18 protein-coding genes and 1 pseudogene are annotated in these 19,157 nt (G+C 71.1%); 10 read left to right on the top strand and 9 right to left on the bottom strand.

The window, feature by feature from the left end:
• Window position 1: 1 nt before the first annotated feature.
• From EAO72_RS39680 to pssA, 3 genes are all read left to right on the top strand, one after another.
• Window positions 2-1,207 (top strand): acyl-CoA dehydrogenase family protein, encoded by a 1,206-nt coding sequence (locus EAO72_RS39680; RefSeq protein WP_148021827.1) that lies wholly within the window; start codon window positions 2-4, stop codon window positions 1,205-1,207.
• A 181-nt stretch (window positions 1,208-1,388) separates the two neighbouring features.
• Window positions 1,389-2,036: a phosphatidylserine decarboxylase gene (locus EAO72_RS39675; protein ID WP_148021826.1), complete on the top strand. Its 648-nt coding sequence runs from the start codon at window positions 1,389-1,391 to the stop codon at window positions 2,034-2,036.
• Window positions 2,037-2,058: 22 nt separating this feature from the next.
• On the top strand, window positions 2,059-2,877 hold the full coding sequence (gene pssA, locus EAO72_RS39670; protein ID WP_187285435.1) for a CDP-diacylglycerol--serine O-phosphatidyltransferase: 819 nt from the start codon (window positions 2,059-2,061) through the stop codon (window positions 2,875-2,877).
• Window positions 2,878-2,975: 98 nt separating this feature from the next.
• Here the strand turns inward: pssA and EAO72_RS39665 are convergent, their stop codons facing one another.
• On the bottom strand, window positions 2,976-4,283 hold the full coding sequence (locus EAO72_RS39665) for a glycoside hydrolase family 5 protein (RefSeq protein WP_261991779.1): 1,308 nt from the start codon (window positions 4,281-4,283) through the stop codon (window positions 2,976-2,978).
• A gap of 470 nt (window positions 4,284-4,753) precedes the next feature.
• Between EAO72_RS39665 and EAO72_RS39660 the strand changes: the two are divergent.
• Window positions 4,754-6,643: pseudogene (locus tag EAO72_RS39660) on the top strand (glycosyl hydrolase family 28-related protein); the annotation flags it as partial.
• A gap of 224 nt (window positions 6,644-6,867) precedes the next feature.
• On the opposite strand, the gene EAO72_RS39655 reads toward EAO72_RS39660, so the two are convergent.
• A complete protein-coding gene (locus EAO72_RS39655) occupies window positions 6,868-7,983 on the bottom strand; it encodes a glycerate kinase (RefSeq protein WP_148021824.1) in 1,116 nt (371 codons plus the stop codon).
• Window positions 7,984-8,113: 130 nt separating this feature from the next.
• Between EAO72_RS39655 and EAO72_RS39650 the strand changes: the two genes are divergently transcribed.
• Window positions 8,114-8,605 carry an NUDIX domain-containing protein gene (locus EAO72_RS39650; protein ID WP_148021823.1) on the top strand — a complete coding sequence of 164 codons (492 nt, stop codon included), beginning with the start codon at window positions 8,114-8,116 and terminating at the stop codon, window positions 8,603-8,605.
• A gap of 74 nt (window positions 8,606-8,679) precedes the next feature.
• Entirely contained in the window at window positions 8,680-9,414 is a 735-nt protein-coding gene (locus EAO72_RS39645) for an SIR2 family NAD-dependent protein deacylase (protein WP_148021822.1), read from the top strand.
• A gap of 93 nt (window positions 9,415-9,507) precedes the next feature.
• On the opposite strand, the gene EAO72_RS39635 is transcribed toward EAO72_RS39645, so the two are convergent.
• Window positions 9,508-10,107: an ABATE domain-containing protein gene (locus EAO72_RS39635; RefSeq protein ID WP_187285361.1), complete on the bottom strand. Its 600-nt coding sequence runs from the start codon at window positions 10,105-10,107 to the stop codon at window positions 9,508-9,510.
• 86 nt (window positions 10,108-10,193) lie between these two features.
• Here EAO72_RS39635 and EAO72_RS39630 point away from each other — a divergent pair, with 86 nt between their 5' ends.
• Both EAO72_RS39630 and EAO72_RS39625 read left to right on the top strand, forming a co-directional pair.
• Window positions 10,194-11,114, top strand: coding sequence for an alpha/beta fold hydrolase (locus EAO72_RS39630; protein ID WP_148021821.1), 921 nt, complete (start codon window positions 10,194-10,196; stop codon window positions 11,112-11,114).
• Between the two features lie 236 nt (window positions 11,115-11,350).
• On the top strand, window positions 11,351-11,935 hold the full coding sequence (locus EAO72_RS39625) for a TMEM165/GDT1 family protein (RefSeq protein WP_148021820.1): 585 nt from the start codon (window positions 11,351-11,353) through the stop codon (window positions 11,933-11,935).
• A 63-nt stretch (window positions 11,936-11,998) separates the two neighbouring features.
• On the opposite strand, the gene EAO72_RS39620 is transcribed toward EAO72_RS39625, so the two are convergent.
• Both EAO72_RS39620 and EAO72_RS39615 read right to left on the bottom strand, forming a co-directional pair.
• Window positions 11,999-12,484, bottom strand: a complete 486-nt coding sequence (locus EAO72_RS39620) for a methylated-DNA--[protein]-cysteine S-methyltransferase (RefSeq protein ID WP_261991848.1) — start codon at window positions 12,482-12,484, stop codon at window positions 11,999-12,001.
• Window positions 12,485-12,585: 101 nt separating this feature from the next.
• A complete protein-coding gene (locus EAO72_RS39615; protein WP_148021818.1) occupies window positions 12,586-14,073 on the bottom strand; it encodes an AlkA N-terminal domain-containing protein in 1,488 nt (495 codons plus the stop codon).
• 227 nt (window positions 14,074-14,300) lie between these two features.
• On the opposite strand from EAO72_RS39615, the gene EAO72_RS39610 reads away from it, so the two are divergent.
• Window positions 14,301-14,609: a UBP-type zinc finger domain-containing protein gene (locus tag EAO72_RS39610; RefSeq protein WP_148021817.1), complete on the top strand. Its 309-nt coding sequence runs from the start codon at window positions 14,301-14,303 to the stop codon at window positions 14,607-14,609.
• Between the two features lie 110 nt (window positions 14,610-14,719).
• On the opposite strand, the gene EAO72_RS39605 is transcribed toward EAO72_RS39610, so the two are convergent.
• Together EAO72_RS39605 and EAO72_RS39600 are read right to left on the bottom strand one after the other, a co-directional pair.
• Complete coding sequence (locus EAO72_RS39605) at window positions 14,720-15,259, bottom strand: O-acetyl-ADP-ribose deacetylase (RefSeq protein WP_148021816.1); 540 nt, start codon at window positions 15,257-15,259, stop codon at window positions 14,720-14,722.
• A 56-nt stretch (window positions 15,260-15,315) separates the two neighbouring features.
• Window positions 15,316-16,749 (bottom strand): phytoene desaturase family protein, encoded by a 1,434-nt coding sequence (locus EAO72_RS39600; RefSeq protein ID WP_148021815.1) that lies wholly within the window; start codon window positions 16,747-16,749, stop codon window positions 15,316-15,318.
• A 186-nt stretch (window positions 16,750-16,935) separates the two neighbouring features.
• Here EAO72_RS39600 and EAO72_RS39595 point away from each other — a divergent pair, with 186 nt between their 5' ends.
• Window positions 16,936-17,727: a nucleotidyltransferase domain-containing protein gene (locus tag EAO72_RS39595; protein ID WP_148021814.1), complete on the top strand. Its 792-nt coding sequence runs from the start codon at window positions 16,936-16,938 to the stop codon at window positions 17,725-17,727.
• A 79-nt stretch (window positions 17,728-17,806) separates the two neighbouring features.
• Here EAO72_RS39595 and EAO72_RS39590 read toward each other — a convergent pair whose 3' ends face one another.
• Together EAO72_RS39590 and EAO72_RS39585 are read right to left on the bottom strand one after the other, a co-directional pair.
• The gene (locus EAO72_RS39590; protein WP_148021813.1) at window positions 17,807-18,634 is read right to left on the bottom strand and encodes an inositol monophosphatase family protein; all 828 of its coding nucleotides are present in this window, start codon (window positions 18,632-18,634) and stop codon (window positions 17,807-17,809) included.
• 110 nt (window positions 18,635-18,744) lie between these two features.
• Window positions 18,745-19,157: gamma-glutamyltransferase (locus EAO72_RS39585; protein WP_187285360.1), on the bottom strand; the 413-nt coding region annotated here is incomplete at its 5' end.

Genomic DNA, 19,157 nt, shown 5'->3' with positions numbered 1-19,157 from the left:
CATGACGCGACTCGCCCAGACGGCCGGTCTCAACGACATCCAGCAGGAAATCCTCTCCACGGTCCGGGATTTCGTCGACAAGGAGATCATTCCGGTCGCGACCCAGCTGGAGCACCGCGACGAGTACCCGACCGAGATCGTGGAGGGCCTCAAGGAACTCGGTCTGTTCGGGCTGATGATTCCCGAGGAGTACGGGGGGCTGGGTGAGTCGCTTCTCACATACGCGCTGTGTGTGGAGGAAATCGCCCGCGGCTGGATGAGTGTGTCGGGAATCATCAACACGCACTTCATCGTGGCGTACATGCTCAAGCAGCACGGCACGCAGGAGCAGAAGGACACCTTCCTGCCCCGGATGGCACTGGGTGAGGTCCGTGGCGCCTTCTCGATGTCCGAGCCGGCGCTGGGGTCGGACGTCTCGGCGATCAGCTCCAAGGGCGTCAAGGACGGCGAGGAGTACGTCCTCAACGGCCAGAAGATGTGGCTGACGAACGGCGGCACGTCCTCGCTCGTCGCCGTCCTGTGCCGGAGTGACGAAGGCCACCCCGAGGGCACCCCGCCGCACAAGTCGATGACGACCTTCCTGGTGGAGAAGGAGCCCGGATTCGGCGAGGTCCGGCCCGGCCTCACCATCCCGGGAAAGATCGACAAGATGGGCTACAAGGGCGTCGACACCACCGAGCTCATCATGGACGGACTGCGCATTCCGGCCAATCGTGTGCTGGGCGGCACCACCGGCCGAGGGTTTTACCAAATGATGGACGGCGTGGAGGTCGGCCGCGTCAATGTGGCTGCGCGTGGCTGCGGCGTCGCGCAGCGTGCATTCGAACTGGGCGTTTCCTACGCGCAGCAGCGCCACACCTTCGGAAAACCGATCGCCCAGCACCAGGCGATCCAGTTCAAGCTGGCCGAAATGGCCACCAAGGTCGAGGCCGCGCATGCGATGATGGTAAATGCAGCGCGCAAAAAGGACTCCGGGGAGCGGAACGACCTGGAGGCAGGGATGGCGAAGTACCTCGCCTCCGAGTACTGCAAGGAAGTCGTCGAGGACGCCTTCCGTATCCACGGCGGTTACGGCTTCTCCAAGGAGTACGAGATCGAGCGCCTCTACCGTGAGGCCCCGATGCTGCTGATCGGTGAAGGTACCGCCGAGATCCAGAAAATGATCATCGGGCGCCGACTCCTCGAGGAGTACCGTTTCCAGGGTTGATTGTCCCATTCGCGGCGATTTAGCCGCGAAGAAGATCACACCCTGTCATCCTCATCCGGTGCCTTCCAGACGTCCGACTCGGCTGCTGGCTTGCCCAGTTGCGGTCAGCAACCGATAACATCGCCGGAAAAGCCGCCGTCCCCCGTTGCCAGCGCGGCATCATCCGCTACGAAGGTCATCCATGCCCGACAGCCATACCTCTGCACCACGCGGCGGGGTCCGCCTTGCACGCGGAGCTTCGCCGTGGCTCCTGCCGACCGTCGCCACCGCCGCACTCAGCCTGACCCGGGCCCGCAAGTCCGGGCGCTGGGCGGCCGTGGCCGTGCCCACCACCGCGCTCGCGGCGGGCATGCTGTGGTTCTTCCGCGACCCCGAGCGCGAGATCACCCAGGGGCGCGTCATCTCACCGGCCGACGGCGTGGTGCAGAGCATCATGCCGTGGAAGGACGGACGCACCCGCGTTGCGATCTTCATGAGCCCGCTGAACGTGCACGTCAACCGCGCGCCACTGGCCGGCACGGTGACATCGGTCGAGCACATCCCCGGTGGGTTCGCTCCGGCGTTCAACAAGGAGAGCGAGAACAACGAGCGCGTTGTCTGGCACTTCGACACCGAGCTCGGTGACATCGAGATGGTGCAGATCGCGGGTGCGGTCGCCCGCCGCATCGTCCCGTACATCCCGCAGGGCACGAAGGTGGAGCAGGGCGAGCGCGTCGGCCTGATCCGGTTCGGCTCCCGGGTCGACATCTACCTTCCGGAAGGTATCGATGTCGCGGTCGAGGTCGGACAGGCCACCACCGCGGGGGTGACTCGAATTGACCGTGATTGATCCGGACACACAGGCCGGCTGGGTGCCGGAGGCCGAGGCGGAGGACGACGCCGAGGACATGCCGCTCTCGATGCGGCTGTCGATAGCGGACACCCTCACTCTCGGTAACGCCACGTGTGGATTCATGGCGGTGTACTTCACCACCACGGGGATCCTCATCCCGCACCTCACGGGCAGCGACGAGAGCGGCATGGCGCGGCACTCCGCGGCCACCGCCGTGATCCTCATGCTCATGGCGGCGATCTTCGACCTGTTCGACGGGCTCGTGGCGCGCAAGCTGCGCTCCTCGCCGATGGGTGCCGAGCTGGACAACCTCTCGGACCTGGTCAGCTTCGGGCTCGCCCCGGCGTACTTCGTCCTCGTGTACGGCATGGTCGCGGACGACGCACACCAGCGGGTCTCCGCGCTCGCGGCGATCGTGGTGCTGCTGGCGGTGGTGCTCAGGCTTGCGAGATTCTCCTGCGTGACCCTGAAGGACGGCATGTTCCAGGGCATGCCGAGCCCCTTCGGGGCGCTCACGGTCATCTCGATCGTGCTCCTGGAGCTGCCCTTCGTGCCGACGCTGCTCGCGATCGTCGGAGTGGCGTGGCTCATGGTCAGCCGGGTCGAGTACCCGAAGCCGCGGGGCGTTCTCGCGGTGGCGATGCTCGGCTGGATCGTGGCCGCGATGGGACTCCTGGCCGCGTGGGCGTTCGACGCCCCCGGTGGTCAGCTGCTCCTGCAGACCGGCTGCGCGCTCCAGGTGGTCCTCGGTGCGGTCATCCCGCTCTTCGCGACCGCCCGCCGGGTGAACAGCTTCCGGGACAACCGGCGCGAGGCGCGAGCGGCCCAGCTGCCGTAGCCCGCACAGCACAGCAAGTGACGAGGGCCCGGATGCTCCCCAGCATCCGGGCCCTCGTGCGTGCCCGTCCCGGTGTCGCCGTCGCGGTGCCCGGCGCCTCAGCCGGAGCCGTACAGGTCCGTGAGGCTGATGCCCGTCGTGCTGCCCTCGCCGCCGAGTGGGGTCTGGTGGTCCAGGCTCACGAAGGCGCCGTCCTCCTGCCACAGGGCCGGCTTCAGCAGGGCGTACTTCGCCTCGTCCCAGGTCGCCCAGTCGTAGCCGAGCAGGCCGCCGGTGTCGCCGGAATTCGGGTTGAGGCACCAGAAGGTCTGGCTGATGCGGTTCTCGACGATGACGTCACGCAGGGCGGTCATCCACTTCTCGTTGGGCCCGCCGTCCAGGAAACCGCCCCACTCGCCGATCAGCAGGGGCGCCGTGCCGGTCTTGTGGAGGTAGAGCCAGTTCGGGTCCCAGACGTCCCGCTCCAGCGTCGTACGGCTCCACTCGCCCTGGAACCAGGGCTGGGCGAAGACGAGCGGCCCGTAGTCGTGCGGGGAGTAGACGAGCTGGTCCTGCTGGGCCCCGAGGTCCACGGGGTGCTCCGCCGCGCCGCGCAGATTGCCGCCCCACCAGTTGGAGGCGTAGTCCGCCGCGTCGGTGGAGGACCAGTCCGTTCCGTCCCGCGGGTAGACCTCGATTCCCTCGCAGAGGATCAGTACATGCGGGTTGACGGCGAGAATCCGCTTTCCCGCCGTCTCGCACGCGTACTTGAAATTGTCCTGGTCGGTGGAGCCGTCCCATTTCGCCCGAGGGCTGTCGCCCTGCTTGCCGTGCGGCTCGTTCTTGATGTCCATCGCCACCAGCGTGTCGTCGGACTTGTAGCGGTCGGTCACCCATTCCCAGGCCGTGTAGAACTGCTCGGTGGTGATCGAACCCTTCCACCAGACGGGGTGGATATGCCCGGCGTTGTCCGCCTCGGCACTGTGCACGTCAAGCATGACCTTGATGCCGTACTTGTCCGCCACATCGAGAAAGGCGTCGAATACCTGAAGGCTCGTCTTGTCCTTCAGCTCAGGATTCGCCCAGGAATTGACCGCGCTCGGTACGGTCGCCTGTCCGTTCTTCCATTCGAGGAGCAGTTGGGTGGAGATCGGCACCCGGATGATATTGATGCCGCGTTCCGCCATCTGCCGTGTGAGCGTGTCCAGATTGGCCGACCAGAGGCCGTGGAAGACCCGCTCGGTGGCATTGAACCCGAACCAGTTGACGCCGGTCAGCCATACCTCGTGGCCGTTCTCGTCGACGATCCGATTTCCCTCGGTGTGCAGCCAGTCCGCGCCGGTCGTGGCCTGTGTACGGGATTCCGCCCGGGGTTCCGCTTGAGCCCTCTCCCCCGTCCCCGCGGTCACCGGGCCGGCAGCCCGCACCGGCTGCGCGTCAGCCGTACCCGATAAGGCGAACAGAGTGACGGCGGCCAGCCCCGCTGCCACCAGGGTTCCCTTTCGCCCGCGCCTGAACGACTTCATTCGTTTTCGCCTTTCGACCGGAGAGCAAGAAGGTGTGGGAGCGCTCCCAAGCATGAAGCCAGCACACCGCCGCACTGTCAATGGGTCGCGGCGACATCCATGGCGACCGACCGGCGCGAGATCCTGACTTTTCCCGCCAGGACGCACCTTCTCCGTCACGGCCGCCACCGGGCGCCGGGCGTCACGACCTCGGCGCGCAGGTATGGCCGGACCGACCAACCCGTCCAGAACGCCAGATTCTCACATCACTTCGTCGCAAATTTGAGTACTGAAGATAGAATCTTGCGCAGCAGCGTGGACTTCCTTGCGTCACTGCTCCTAGCCTGTGGGGCGTCCGAAGAGCCCCCACGAGCCGCAAGGACGACTGAGACGTGACCCCACCACCCCGACGCCAGTTGGTCAGACGATCCCTGTCCGCCTCTCTCGCGCTGGCCATCGCCGCGTTCGGCACCGCCGCCGCCGTGGTGCTGGCCGGTGCGCCACCGGCCGCCGCCGCGGGAGTCCCGGCCCCCTCCCCCCTGGCCGTTCCCGGTCGCGGTGCGACCGTTCCGTTCAAGGAGCAGGAAGCCGAGTACGCCGCCACGAACGGCACCCTGATCGGCCCGAACCGCCTGTACGGCACTCTGCCCTCGGAAGCGTCGGGCCGGCAGGCCGTGACGCTGGACGCGGTAGGTGAGTACGTGGAGTTCACGCTCACCGCACCCGCGAACGCCATGTCCTTCCGGTACTCGCTGCCGGACAACGCCGCCGGATCGGGCCGGGACGCCTCGATCGACGTGACGGTGAACGGCGCCTCGCCCAAGGCGGTGCCGGTCACCTCGACGTACGGCTGGTACTACGGCGGCTACCCGTTCAACAACAACCCGGGGGACACCAACCCGCACCACTTCTACGACGAGACCAGAACCATGTTCGGGTCGACCCTCGCGGCCGGCACGAAGGTCCGGCTACAGGTCTCCTCCACCGCCGCCTCACCGTCGTTCACCATCGACCTGGCGGACTTCGAGCAGGTGGCCGCGCCCACCGCCAGGCCCTCGGGCGCCCTCGACGTCGTTGCCGACTTCGGCGCCGACCCGACCGGGTCCGCCGACTCGACCGCCAAGATCCAGGCGGCCGTCGACGCGGGCAGGGCCCAGGGCAGGGAGGTGTACATCCCGCAGGGCACCTTCCTGGTCCGCGACCACATCGTCGTGGACCAGGTGACGCTGCGCGGCGCCGGTCCCTGGTACTCGGTCCTGACCGGCCGTGACCCGTCGAACCGCAGCAAGGCCGTCGGCGTCTACGGCAAGTACGCCGCGCAGGGCGGCAGCCGCAACGTCACGCTCAAGGACTTCGCCATCATCGGCGACATCCGGGAGCGCGAGGACAACGACCAGGTCAACGCCATCGGCGGGGCGCTGTCCGACTCGACCGTCGACAACGTCTGGATGCAGCACACCAAGTGCGGCGCCTGGATGGACGGCCCGATGGACAACTTCACCATCAAGAACAGCCGCATCCTGGACCAGACCGCGGACGGCGTGAACTTCCACTACGGCGTCACGAACTCCACGGTCACCAACACCTTCGTCCGCAACACCGGTGACGACGGTCTGGCGATGTGGGCGGAGAACGTCCCGAACGTGAAGAACAAATTCACGTTCAACACCGTGATCCTGCCGATCCTCGCCAACAACATCGTCACGTACGGCGGCAAGGACATCACCATCTCCGACAACGTCATGTCGGACACCCTCACCAACGGCGGCGGCCTGCACATCGCCAACCGCTACCCGGGCGTCAACTCCGGTCAGGGCACAGCCGTCTCCGGTACGACCACGGCAGCGCGCAACACCCTGATCCGTACCGGGAACAACGACTACAACTGGCAGTTCGGCGTCGGCGCGATCTGGTTCAGCGGGCTCAACGAACCGATCAACGCCACGGTCAACATCTCCGACACCGAGGTGCTGGACAGTTCCTACGCCGCGATCCACCTCATCGAGGGCGCGACGAACGGGCTGCACTTCGACCACATCAGGATCGACGGCGCCGGCACCTACGCACTGCAGATCCAGTCGCCGGGCACGGCCACCTTCAACAACGTCGTGGCCACGCACATCGCGCAGTCCAACCCGATCCACAACTGTGTCGGCAGCGGCTTCCAGATCACCCGGGGCACCGGTAACTCCGGCTGGTACGCCGATCCGCCGGCCTGCACCGGCACCTGGCCGGCCCCGGTGTGGACCAACGGGCGGCCGCCGGGGGCAGCTTCAGGACCAGCCGCTTGACCCTCACACGCCGGCGAGGCTGGGATTCAGCACAGTGAGACGCCTCCGCACCCTCGCACCCCGCACCACCGCGCCTCGATCGCCGGAGGCGTCTCACTGTGCTGAATCCCAGCCTCGCCGGCGTGTGAGGCGCGGGGTCCGGGGCGGAGCCCCGGTTACGGGAAGGGGCGGGGAGGTGCGAGGGCGGGGCCCGCAAAGGGTCCCGCCCCGTTACCTCAGCTCAGGAAGTCCCGCGCGATGGACTCCGCCACCCGCTCCAGGAGCGGCCCCGCCTCGGCCATGCAGACCGCGGGGTCCGGCTCCAGCTCCGTGAGCGCGTACGCGCGGCGGATGCCCGCGCCGCCCAGAGCCTCTGGTGCGAGCGCCAGGCGTCCGCAGACCGCGACGACCTCGATACCGGCCGCACGGGCCGCCGCGGCGACGCCGGCCGGGGCCTTGCCGTGCAGCGTCTGTTCGTCGAGTGAGCCCTCGCCGGTGATGACCAGCGTCGCCCGGGCCAGAGCGGGGGCGAAGCCGAGGACGTCGAGCATCACCTCGATCCCGGGCCGGAACCGCGCACCGAGCGCGACGAGCGCCCCGTACCCGATACCGCCCGCCGCACCGGCCCCGGGCAGCCGGGCGTGGTCCGGTCCGAGCACGGAGGCGTAGTGAGCGAGCGCCGCGTCGAGCACCGCGATGTCGTCCTCGCTCGCGCCCTTCTGGCGGCCGTACACCTCGGGAGCGCCCTTGGGCCCGGTGAGCGGGTTGTCGACGTCGCTCGCGAGGATCAGGTCGATCTCGCCGAGGCGTGGGTCGAGCCGGGACAGGTCGGCCGTGGCGAGATCGGCGAGGCCGCCGCCGCCGGGGCCGACGGGCTTGCCGTCCGCGTCCAGGAACCGGGCGCCGAGCGCGGCCAGCATGCCCGCCCCGCCGTCCGTGGTCGCGCTGCCGCCGACGCCGAACACGATGGTCCGCGCGCCCGCTTCGAGGGCGGCGAGCAGCAGCTCACCGGAGCCGTACGTGGTGGCCGTGAGCGGGGCGAACACGCCCGCGGGCAGGTGCTGGAGGCCCGAGGCCTCTGCCATCTCGACCACCGCGGTGGTCTCGCGCACCGCGTACGCGGCGGTCACGGGGTCGCCCAGCGGCCCGGTCACCCGCGCCTCTCGGCGCTCGAATCCGGCGGCCACCGCGGCCGCCACCGTGCCGTCGCCGCCGTCCGCCACGGGCAGGGTCTCGACCCGTACCCCGGGGGCGACGCGCCGCAGCCCGGCCGTCACCCGCTCCGCGACCTGTACGGCCGTGAGCGAGCCCTTGAACTTGTCCGCCGCGACGAGCACGCGTGCGGTCTCCATCACTGCTCCGTCCGTCACCTTGATTCCCTTTGCTTTCGAACAGGCAGTCGCGCCGCCCCGACCTTATCCGCAGCACCCCCTCCCTGCCCATGGGTGTCCGTGCCCTGGACCCGGCCACTACGCTGCCGACGTGACCACCAACGATTACGCCGCGTACATCGCCGGTCTCCCCAAGGTCCTGGCCGGTGCAGCCTGCCTCTTCCGTGACGCGCGGGGCCGGGTGCTGCTCGTCGAACCGAACTACCGGAAGGGCTGGGCACTGCCCGGCGGCACGATCGAGTCGGCGGACGGCGAGACCCCGCGGCAGGGGGCCCGCCGCGAGTCGGCCGAGGAGATCGGCCTCGACCTGGAGCCGGGCCGGCTGCTCGCGGTGGACTGGACGCGCGGCACGGCGCGGCCGCCGATCGTGGCCTACGTGTACGACGGCGGGGTGCTGGACGAGGAGCAGCTGAAGGCGGTCCGGGTCCAGGAGGAGGAGCTCCTGTCGTGGAAGCTCGTCGAGCCCGCGGAGCTCGGGAACCATCTGCTCGGCGCGCTCCACAGCCGGGTCCGGGCGGCGCTGGCCGTGCTGGAGTCCGGCGCGGGCACCGTGGAACTGGAGGACGGGACACCTGTCGCCTGAGCCCGGCGGGGCCACCGGCGGCCGCACGCGAAATGGCCTCGCGGGGTGGGGTGGGCGCTGCGTACGCTCCCCGCATGACACTCGTGGCGATCCTCAGCGGCGCCGGCATCTCCACGGACTCCGGCATCCCCGACTACCGCGGACCCAACGGTCTCTGGCGCAAGGACCCGGAGGCCGAGAAGCTCGTCACGTACGACCTGTACATGGCCGATCCGGAGATCCGCCGCCGTTCCTGGCAGATGCGTCGCACCAGTGCGACGTGGAACGCCGAGCCGAACGCGGCCCACGTTGCGGTGGCCGACCTGGAACGGTCGGGCGTGCCCGTGCGGGTGATCACGCAGAACGTCGACGGGCTGCACCAGGCAGCCGGTCTCCCGGCGCGCAAGGTCTTCGAACTCCACGGCACGGCACTGCACGTGGTGTGCACCCGCTGCCACGCCCGCTCGACGATGGCCGAGGCCCTCGCCCGAGTCGAGGCGGGCGAGCCTGATCCGCCCTGCGGTGTGTGCGGCGGAATCCTCAAGTCAGCCACGATCATGTTCGGTGAACGCCTCGATCCGGTGGTGCTGAACGAGGCGATGGCGGTCGCGAAGGGCTGCGAGGTCTTCATCGCGGTCGGTACGACGCTCCAGGTGCAGCCCGCCGCCTCGCTGGCCGGGATCGCGGCGGAGCACGGGGCGCGGCTGATCGTGGTCAACGCGGAGCCGACGCCGTACGACGCGCTGGCGCAGGAGACGATCCGGGAGCCGATCGGCAAGGCGCTACCGGCACTGCTCGAACGGCTGGCGGACGAGGCGGGTTCGAGGTGACCGCCGCCCTGGTCAGGCCGGCCGACCCGCTGGAGGCCACTCCGCAGGCGTTCCTGCTCGCGCGCAAGCCCGCACAGTAGGCGCACCGGGCCCCTACCGCGAGCCCTCCGCCCCCTCCTCCTCCCCCTTGTGGCGCCGGTAGTAGCGGGCCACCCGCGCACGGTTGCCGCAACGCGCGGCCGAGCACCAGCGGCGGCGGGGGTGGGCGGGCACGAACAGCATCGTGCAGTCCTGCGCCTCGCACTCCCGGATGCTCGCGAGCGCCGGATCCGCCAGCAGTTCGGCCACCTCCTCGGCCAGGGCCGCGGCGACCCGCATCCCGAGCGGACCGGCGCGGCGGGCGTGGGCCACGGCTCTCTCACCGTTCCACTCCAGGTACCGGACGGCGGGGGCGGCGAGCTGGGCCTCGTTGAGTCCGCGCAGGGCCCCTTCCGGCGGGCGCTCGCCGCGACGAGCAGCCGCGACGGCCGCGGCCGCGTGCGCCCGGACCGCGCGCACCGCCGCCAGATCGTCCGGGGTCACCTCCGTCGCCCCGGCGGCCCCGGGCAGCCGCTCGCCCTCCAACGCCAGCCAGGCCAGCAGACCGGCGGCGTCGGCCAGGTGATCGGTGGGAGGGCCCTCGGCCGTGTGCGGCAGCGTGTTGAGCAGGTCCAGGGCGAGCAGCTCGCCGGTCAGAGGCTCATCACCATTCATGGCACTAACGCTAACTCACCCGCTTGACGCATTAGAACCCTCGGGCGTAAAACTAATGCATCGGGCCACTCAGGAGGCATGTGAACATGGCGATTCAAGCTGTTCCGCACATCCGTCACCGGCACATCGAGGTCGACGGCGTCCGTGTCTTCTACCGCGAGTCACTCCCCGTCGGCGATGCGGCCGACGACGCGCCCGTGATGCTGCTGCTGCACGGCTTCCCGTCGGCCTCGCACCAGTTCCGCCGGCTGATGGACGCGCTCGGCGCCCACTACCGGCTCATCGCCCCGGACTACCCGGGCTTCGGCCACAGCGACGCCCCGGCGTCCTCGACCACCGGCGGCCCGTTCACGTACACCTTCGACCGGCTCGCCGACATCACCGAGGGCTTCGTGCGGCAGCTCGGACTGTCCCGCTTCGTGATGTACGTGTTCGACTTCGGCGCCCCCGTCGGCTTCCGGCTCGCCGCCCGCCACCCGGAGTGGATAGCCGGTCTGGTCGTGCAGAACGGCAACGCGTACGAGGAAGGGCTGTCGCAGCAGGCCCGCGACTTCATCGCCCTGCGCCCGGAGACCCCCGGCGCCGCCGACACCGTGCGGTCACTGCTGACCCTGCCCGCGACCCGTGGGCAGTACGAGGGCGGCACGGCGGACCCCGAGCTCGTGGCGCCGGACGGCTGGACGCTGGACCAGCACTTCCTGGACCTGCCGGGCCGCACCCGGCCGCAACTGGACCTGGCCTTCGACTACCACTCCAATGTGACGCTCTACCCGCGGTGGCAGGACTGGCTGCGCACCCACACCCCGCCGGCGCTCATCGTCTGGGGCACGGGCGACATGTTCTTCACCGAGCCCGGCGCCCGCGCCTATCTGCGCGATCTCCCGGACGCGGAACTGCATCTCTTCGCGACCGGGCACTTCGCCCTGGAGGACCACCTCCCGCAGATCGCACCGCTGGTCGCGGACTTCCTGGACCGCACGTGGAAGGCCGAGGACCAGGTGCGGTAACGTTGACGGCTGCGAAGGGGAGTAGCCCTGCAAACCGGTCGTCGACACACTGGAACCTCCGGGTTCCCGGTGGCCGGGCTCGTGGATCATTGCGGGCGGGCGAGACCTTCGGTCAGGTATGACACGCCCACGCCCCGTGGGCGGTGCCGTCATGCCGGGCCGAGTGGTCCTCCGAAAAGGCCCAGCGGCACTTCGCGGAAGATCCGGGGCCCGGCTCCAACAGAAAGCCACCCGGAATGCATCTCGACCCCCTGGCGATCATCACCGCTTTCGGGCTGATCTTCCTCGCGGAACTTCCCGACAAGACGATGTTCGCGTCGCTGGCCATGGGCACGCGCATGCGCCCGCTCTACGTCTGGTTCGGCACGTCGTCCGCGTTCATCGTCCATGTCGCCATCGCGGTCGGCGCGGGCGGTCTGCTCGGCCTGCTGCCCGACTGGATCGTCAAGCTCGTCTCCGCCTCCCTCTTCGCCTTCGGCGCGTTCATGCTGCTGCGGGCCGACGCGGGCGACGACGACGAGGACGGCGGCCCCAAGACGGTCACCGGCTTCTGGCCGGTGTACTCCACCGCGTTCATGGCGGTGTTCATCAGCGAGTGGGGCGATCTCACCCAGATCACGACGGCCAACCTGGCCGCGAGCAACGGCGCCTGGTCCACCGCGATCGGTTCCGCCGCCGCGCTGATGTCCGTGTCGGCGCTCGCGCTGCTCGCGGGACGGTTCATCGCCAAGCGCGTACCGCTGAAGACCGTCCAGCGCATCGGTGGAATCTGCATGCTGGGGCTGGCGATCTGGACGGTCGTCGAGATCTTCACCGGCTGACCGGTCCTGAAGGACGGGCGAAGGGCTCCGCGTGCCGGCCGCGCGGGGCCCTTCGCCGTACGGTCACTGGAAAAGGGTCGGCGAGCCGGCCTCCGTACCGTTCTCGAAGGCCAGCAGCCGCTGCTTGCGGTCGAGCCCGCCGCCGTATCCGGTGAGGCTCCCCGAGGCTCCGATCACCCGGTGGCACGGCACGATGATGCCGACCGGGTTCTTGCCGTTGGCGAGCCCCACCGCGCGCGAGGCGCCGGGCTTGCCGAGGTTCTCGGCCAGTTCGCCGTACGTACGGGTCTCGCCGTACGGAATCCGCTGGAGCTCGGCCCAGACGGAACGCTGGAACGGGGTGCCGGCGAGGTCCATCCGGAGCGCGAACTCCCGCAGCTCTCCGGCGAAGTAGGCGTTCAGCTGCTCGACGGCCTCGCCGAAGGGGCCCGCGTCGGGTTCGCCGAAGGTCTCCTCGGGCGGCCGGTGGCGCTGACCGGTCATGTAGAGGCCGGCGAGGACCCGGTCCGTGGCGACAAGGGTCAGGGGGCCGTACGGACTGTCGATCACCGTGTGCTGCCGGGTCTGTCGGGTCTGCGGGTCCTGCGGGGCCTGTCGGGTCTGCGGGGCCTGCCGGGTCTGTCGGGACGCTGTGGTGGTGCGAGGCGTGGTCACGAGGAACTTCCTTGTGCGGGAAGGTGGTTGATGGGGTGGTCGTCGACGGTCCACAGATACTGGACGGCGTAGGCCCGCCAGGGCCGCCAGCCCGCCGCGCGTGCGGTGAGCGCGGCGGGTGTCGAGGGCAGGCCGAGCTGCTCGGCGGCCCGCCGGATGCCGAGGTCCGTCGGCAGGAAGGCGTCCGGGTCGCCGAGCGCCCGCATGGCGATGACCTCGACGGTCCAGGGGCCGAATCCGGGCAGCGCGATCAGTTCGGCCCGCGCCTTCTCCCAGTCGGTGTCGGTGCCCAGCCGCAGCGAACCGTCCGCCAGGGCGCCGACGAGCGTGGTGAGGGTACGGCGGCGGCTGCGGGGCAGGGCGAGCTGTTCGGGATCGAGTCCGGCCAGCGCCCCGGGCGCCGGGAAAAGGTGCGTGAGACCGCCCTCCGGATCGTCGACGGGCGTGCCGTGCGCCGTGACCAGCCGGGCCGCGTGGGTACGGGCGGCAGCCGTGGACACCTGCTGGCCCAGCACGGCCCGGACGGCGAACTCCGCGCCGTCGACGGTCCTCGGCACCCGGCGGCCCGGCGCCCTGTCGACCAGCGGGGCCAGCAGGGGGTCGGCGCGCAGCTGCTCGTCGACGGCCACGGGGTCGGCGTCCAGGTCCAGCAGCCAGCGGCACCGGCTGATGGCCAGGGTGAGATCGCGCGGGTCGGTGAGCGCGAGCCGGCAGGCGATGTGGTCGGGGTGCGGGGTGAGCGCGACGATGCCGTGCCCGTGCGGCAGGTCGAGCGTGCGGCGGTAGGCCCCGTCGCGCCACTCCTCGACGCCGGGGACGGCCGTCGCGGCGAGGTGCCCGAAGAGGTTGCTGGGGTTGAGCGGGGCGCGGTACGGAAGCCGCAGCGCTATCACCCCGGGCGTGGCCGGCGGCCGCGCCGACCGGGAGGCGCGGCCGCGCAGCTCCCCCGGGGCGAGGGCGAAGACCTCGCGGACGGTGTCGTTGAAGGTGCGGATCGAGGCGAACCCGGCTGCGAAGGCGACCTCTGCCATGGGCAGCCCGGTCGTCTCGATGAGCACCCGCGCGGTCTGTGCCCGCTGCGCCCGGGCCAGCGCGAGGGGTCCGGCGCCCAGCTCGGCGAGCAGTTGCCGTTCGATCTGCCGGGCCGAGTACCCGAGCCGGGTGGCCAGGCCGGGGACGCCTTCCCGGTCGACGACCCCGTCGCGGATCAGCCGCATGGCGCGGGCCACGGAGTCGGCGCGGGCGTTCCACTCGGGCGATCCGGGGCTCGTGTCGGGCCGGCAGCGCTTGCAGGCCCGGAACCCGGCCTGCTGGCAGGCGGCGGCGCTCGGGTAGAAGCTCATGTTCTCGACCTTGGGCGGCACGACGGGGCAGCTCGGGCGGCAGTAGATCCGGGTGGTCAGGACCGCGGTGAAGAACCAGCCGTCGAAGCGGGCGTCCTTGGACTGGACGGCCCTCACGCAGCGCTCGGTGTCGGTGTGCATGGTTCAAGCATGGGCCACGGGCACGGCGCGGGCTGGCGAGAATCCGACATCAGCCTTCAGCTGCCAGGACTTCTCCGGCCGCCGGTCAGAAGGCTCTGAAGTTGACAGCCGATGTCCCGGTGAGAGCCTGGAAAGAGTCCTGACACCTATGGGCGGGTCTCCTGCCCGCCGGCCTGCGGGGACCTGCTCACCGGTCCCGTAGCGCGGAACACGAGAGAGGGCCCGCCATGACGGACACGCCCGCGCCGATCTGTTCGCATCTGGACCAGGTCAGGCGTGTCACTCCGGACAGCCCCGACTCGTGCCCGCAGTGCGTCGCCCAGGGTGACACCTGGGTGCATCTGCGCGAATGCCAGAGCTGCGGGCAGGTCGGCTGCTGCGACTCCTCCCGCAACAAGCACGCCACCGCCCACCGGGAGGCCACCGGCCATCCCCTGATCCGCTCCTACGAGCCGGGCGAGACGTGGTGGTGGTGCTACGAGGACCAGGTGACCTTCGACGTCGACGGCATCGGGCCCGCCAGAGCGGCGGTCTGAGCTCGGCCGGCCGGGCGGTCCGAGCAGGGCCCGCCCGGCCGGTCCCGGATCGGCCGACCGGGCGGTCCGGGACCGGCCCGTCGGCGTGGCGGAAGTTCGCCCACCCGCTGTCAGCCCCGCGCCGCCGCCAGCGCCTCCTCGAACTCCACGTACGCGTGCGCGTCGAAGAGTACGAACCGCACCTCCTCGACGGGTGCCGCGGCCTCCGCCAGTACGGTGCGGACGGCGATGCGGGCGCCGTCGTCCATCGGCCAGCCGTAGATGCCCGTGGAGATCGCGGGGAAGGCGACGGTGCGCGCCCCCAACTCCGCGGCGACGCGCAGCGCTTCGCGGTAGCAGGACTCCAGCAGGCCCGAGCGGTCCTCGGCGCTGCTCCAGACCGGGCCGACCGTGTGCACGACCCAGCGGGCGTCCAGCTTCCCGGCGGTGGTGGCGACGGCACGGCCCGTGCGCAGCCCCTTGCCGTACTTCGAGGCGCGCAACTCCCGGCAGGCTGCCAGGATTTCGGGGCCTCCCCGGCGGTGGATCGCGCCGTCCACCCCGCCGCCGCCGAGCAGGGAGGAGTTCGCGGCGTTGACGACGGCGTCGACGGACTGCCGGGTGATGTCGCCCCGTACGAGGGTGACGGTGACGGCGGAAGGTGTGCGCATCCGGCCATCATGCCGTGGTACGCGGGTCCGTGGCGGCCGACCGCGCGCGGCGGACGTCAACGACCGCCGGACGGCCCCGATCGGCGCAACCGCCGCCACACCGCCTTCGCCGCGTGGTGACCGGACATCCCGTGCACGCCCGGACCGGGCGGGGTCGCCGACGAGCAGATGTAGACGGACGGATGCGCGGTCGCGTACGGAACCCGGGCGAGCCGGGGGCGGATCACGGTCTGCAGCCCGGAGAAGGCGCCGCAGGCGATGTCCCCGTCGACGTAGTTCGCGTTGCGCACCGCGAGTTGGGGCGGGCCCGTGACCGCGCGGGCGAGGACGATGTCGCGGAAGCCGGGGGCGAACCGCTCCAGTTGGCGTTCGATGACATCGGTGGCATCGCCCTCCCAGCCCGCCGGAACGTGTCCGTACACCCAGAAGACCTGCTTGCCCTCGGGGGCCCGGGACGGGTCGGTGAGGCTGGGCTGCGCGCTGATGAGGAAGGGCACGCTCGGGTCCCGGCCGGTCACGGCGGCACGCAGCGCGGTGTCGATCTCGCCGGCCGTGGGGCCGACGTGGACCGTGCCCGCCCGGCGGGCCTCCTCGGCGGTCCAGGGGACGGGGCCCGACAGTGCGTAGTCGATCTTGAAGCAGGAGGCTCCGTAGCGATATCCCCGGTAGGCGTTGCCCAGTCCGGCGATCCGGGCCAGCGCGGTCGGTGAGGTGTCGAAGATGTAGGCGCGGGCCGGCGGCAGCTCGTCCAGCCGCTTGACCTCCGTGCCTGTACGGATGGTGCCGCCCTGCTCCCGCAGGTACGAGGCGAGGGCGTCGGAGATGGCCTGCGAGCCGCCGCGCGGCACAGGCCAGCCGTTCTCGTGCGCGGCGAGCGCGAAGAGCAGGGCGATGCCGCCGGTCGCGAGTCCGCTGGTGGGGGCTATGGCGTGGGCGGCGAGTCCGGCGAAGAGGCCACGGGCCTTGTCGTCGCGGAAGCGGCGGGACAGGAGCGTGGCGGGCTGGATCGCGTCGAGCCCGAAGCGCGCCCAGCGGTACGGGTCCCGGGGCAGTCCGTCCCACGGGGTGCGCAGGAAGTCCTGGGCGATCGTGTCCCAGTGGCCGAGGAAGGGCGCGAGGAGTCTGCGGTAGGCCCCCGCGTCCCGCGGTCCGAGCGCCATGGCCGTCTCCCCCACCGAACTGGCCAGCACGGCCGCGGAGCCGTCCGGGAACGGATGGGCCAGGGCCAGCGGCGGCTGCAGCCACTCCAGGCCGTGCTTCGCCAGGGGCATCGCGCCGAAGGCCGGTGAGCCGATGGCCAGCGGGTGGACCGCCGAACAGGGGTCGTGCCGGAAGCCCGGCAGCGTGAGTTCTTCGGTACGGGCTCCGCCGCCGACGGTCTCCCCGGCCTCGAAGACCTCCACGGCGAAGCCACGGCGGGCCAGTTCGGCTGCGGCGGTCAGTCCGTTGGGGCCCGCCCCCACGACGACCGCATCGAGCATCGATGGCACCTTCGGACTCCTTTGTCAGCCGACGGTCTGAGAGCCCAGGATATTCGCAGGCACCGACAGTCCGGGAGCGGGTACCGTGCCCGTCCGATGAATACCCCGAACCCCGCCCGTCCGGCGCACCCGAACCCTCCTCCCGTCGCCTCCCCGGAAGCGGAGGAATCCGCCCCGCGGCGGAGCATCGAAGAGATGGCGGAGCGGCTGACCGCGGTGCCGGGCGTCCGCGCCGTCGTCCTCGGCGGCAGCCGGGCCCGCGGCACCCATCGGCCCGACTCGGACTGGGACCTGGGCCTCTACTACCGGGGCACGCCGGACCTCGCCGCGCTGACCGCGCTGGCGTCCGGGTTCCAGGGCTCTCCGGTCGAGGTGGCCGGGCCGGGCGGCTGGGGGCCGTGGGTGAACGGCGGGGCGTGGCTGCGGGTGGACGGTGTTCCGGTCGACTGGATCCTGCGCGATCTGGACCGGGTCGAGGCGGTCTGGTCGGATTGCCGCCGGGGCCGTTTCGAGGTGGGGGTCCAGCCCGGGCATCCGCTGGGCTTCTGGTCCCCCGCCTATCCGGGCGAGGTCGCCCTCGGCCGTGTACTCGCCGATCCGCACGGCGAGTTGACGGCGCTTCAGCAGCAGACGTCGGACTATCCGGAGCCGCTGCGCGAGGCGCTCGCCGAGGCGTCCTGGGAGGCGGAGTTCTCGGTCGGGGCGGCCGCCAAGTCGGCACCGGGCGGTGACCGGCTCCATGTCTCGCTCTGTCTGTCCCGGGCGTTCGGCATCCTCGCCCAGTCATTGCACGCCCACCACCGCACCTGGTGCCTGAACGAGAAGGGCGCGCTGGCCGCCGCCGCGGCCCTGCCGGACACGCCCGCGGACTTCGCGGCACGGGTCGGCGAGGCGCTCACGGGGCTGGACCCGGCGGCCCTGGAGACGGCCGCGACGGTCGTACGGGACGTGCGCGAGGTCCTGCGGGACGGAAACCACCGACGGTGACCGGGCGGACCGGTCGCGCTGAAGGACGCGCCCGGTCACCGTGCCCGGACCGCCTCGCTCAGGCCCCGGACCGCCTCTCTCAGGCCCCGGTGCGCAGCGCGGCCAGGACGCGGTCGGCCGTCGCGCGGTCCCGGGCTGCCGTGAAGGGCAGGTCGTTGCCGCCGGCGATACGGAACGGCACACCGGACAGCGTGGCCTGGGTGCCGCCCGCCTCGGTGACGAGCAGGAGGCCCGCCGCGTGGTCCCAGGCGTACTCCCAGTTGAATGCGACGCTATCGAGCTCGCCGCGGGCGACGGCCAGGTATTCGAGGCCGGCCGAGCCGCAGGGGCGGGCGTCGATGCCTTCGGTGCGCAGGCCGAGCAGGGCCTTCTTCTGCGCGTCGGTGGTGTAGTCGGGGTGCGACATGGCCACCCGCAGTACGGCGTCGGGCGTGGGCGAGCCGGAGCGTATCGCCGTGCCGTTGAGCGTGGCACCCCGGCCGCGGACGGCGACGGCCATCTCGTCCAGGGCGGCCGCATACGTCCAGGAGGCCAGCAGCTCGCCGCGGTGGGCCAGGGCGACCAGGGTGCAGAACCCGGGCTCGCCGCGGACGAACTGGCGCGTGCCGTCGACCGGGTCGACGATCCACACGGGGGCCTCGCCGCTCAGCGCCTCGTACACCTCCGGGTCGGCGTGGACCGCCTCCTCGCCGACGACGACGGAACCGGGCAGGAGCCGGCTCAGGGCGGCGGTGAGGTGTTCCTCGGCGAGCCGGTCCGCGGTGGTCACGAGGTCGTGCGGACCGTTCTTCTCGACGATCTCGTGCGCGGCGAGCTGCCGGTAGCGCGGCATGATCTCGGCGGCGGCCGCTGCGCGGACCGCCGCCTCGACCTCGGTCAGGTCCCCGGCGAGAAAGTCATCGATCATGCCCCCAGCTAAGCACGGGCTGTCCGGACGCCGACGACCCGGTCATGACGGGAACGTGGCCGGCCGGTGCCGGCCGGGCGGCCCCCGGTCATGACCGCGCCGGTGCCCGGTCAGCGCCCGACCGCGTACCCCTGCATGCCCCGCGGGTTGGCCGCCGCGGACAGCACCCCGGTCTCCGGATCGCGGGCGACCGCGCACATCCGGCCCTCGGACCACGGGTCGCCGACCGTGACGTCATGGCCGCGCCGGCGCAGCTCCTCGACGACGTCCGGGTCCATGCCCTCCTCGACGGTGACGCTGCCCGGGCGCATCCCGCGCGGGAAGAAGGAGCCGGGGAAGCTGTCGTTGTGCCAGTTCGGGGCGTCGATGGCGCCCTGGAGGTCGAGGCCGCCGCGGACCTCGGCGCGCAGGGCGACGGCGAGGAAGAAGTGCAGCTGCCACTGGTCCTGCTGGTCGCCGCCCGGGGTGCCGAAGGCCATCACCGGGACGCCGTCGCGCAGGGCGAGGGACGGGGTGAGGGTGG

The organism is Streptomyces sp. OR43 (assembly GCF_008042275.1).
GTDB lineage: Bacteria > Actinomycetota > Actinomycetes > Streptomycetales > Streptomycetaceae > Streptomyces.
Note: the sequence above shows the minus strand (reverse complement) of the source record. Positions and strands in the feature narration are given on the sequence as shown.

Bases quoted from the DNA above. Each gene is read 5' to 3' on its own strand.
- EAO72_RS39605 (WP_148021816.1), bottom strand. From the start codon at position 15,259: ATGCGCACACCTTCCGCCGTCACCGTCACCCTCGTACGGGGCGACATC.
- EAO72_RS39595 (WP_148021814.1), top strand. From the start codon at position 16,936: ATGGCGGAGCGGCTGACCGCGGTGCCGGGCGTCCGCGCCGTCGTCCTC.
- EAO72_RS39655 (WP_148021824.1), bottom strand. From the start codon at position 7,983: ATGGAGACCGCACGCGTGCTCGTCGCGGCGGACAAGTTCAAGGGCTCG.
- EAO72_RS39680 (WP_148021827.1), top strand. From the start codon at position 2: ATGACGCGACTCGCCCAGACGGCCGGTCTCAACGACATCCAGCAGGAA.
- EAO72_RS39610 (WP_148021817.1), top strand. From the start codon at position 14,301: ATGACGGACACGCCCGCGCCGATCTGTTCGCATCTGGACCAGGTCAGG.
- EAO72_RS39635 (WP_187285361.1), bottom strand. From the start codon at position 10,107: ATGAATGGTGATGAGCCTCTGACCGGCGAGCTGCTCGCCCTGGACCTG.
- EAO72_RS39630 (WP_148021821.1), top strand. From the start codon at position 10,194: ATGGCGATTCAAGCTGTTCCGCACATCCGTCACCGGCACATCGAGGTC.
- EAO72_RS39625 (WP_148021820.1), top strand. From the start codon at position 11,351: ATGCATCTCGACCCCCTGGCGATCATCACCGCTTTCGGGCTGATCTTC.
- EAO72_RS39675 (WP_148021826.1), top strand. From the start codon at position 1,389: ATGCCCGACAGCCATACCTCTGCACCACGCGGCGGGGTCCGCCTTGCA.
- EAO72_RS39645 (WP_148021822.1), top strand. From the start codon at position 8,680: ATGACACTCGTGGCGATCCTCAGCGGCGCCGGCATCTCCACGGACTCC.
- EAO72_RS39590 (WP_148021813.1), bottom strand. From the start codon at position 18,634: ATGATCGATGACTTTCTCGCCGGGGACCTGACCGAGGTCGAGGCGGCG.
- EAO72_RS39615 (WP_148021818.1), bottom strand. From the start codon at position 14,073: ATGCACACCGACACCGAGCGCTGCGTGAGGGCCGTCCAGTCCAAGGAC.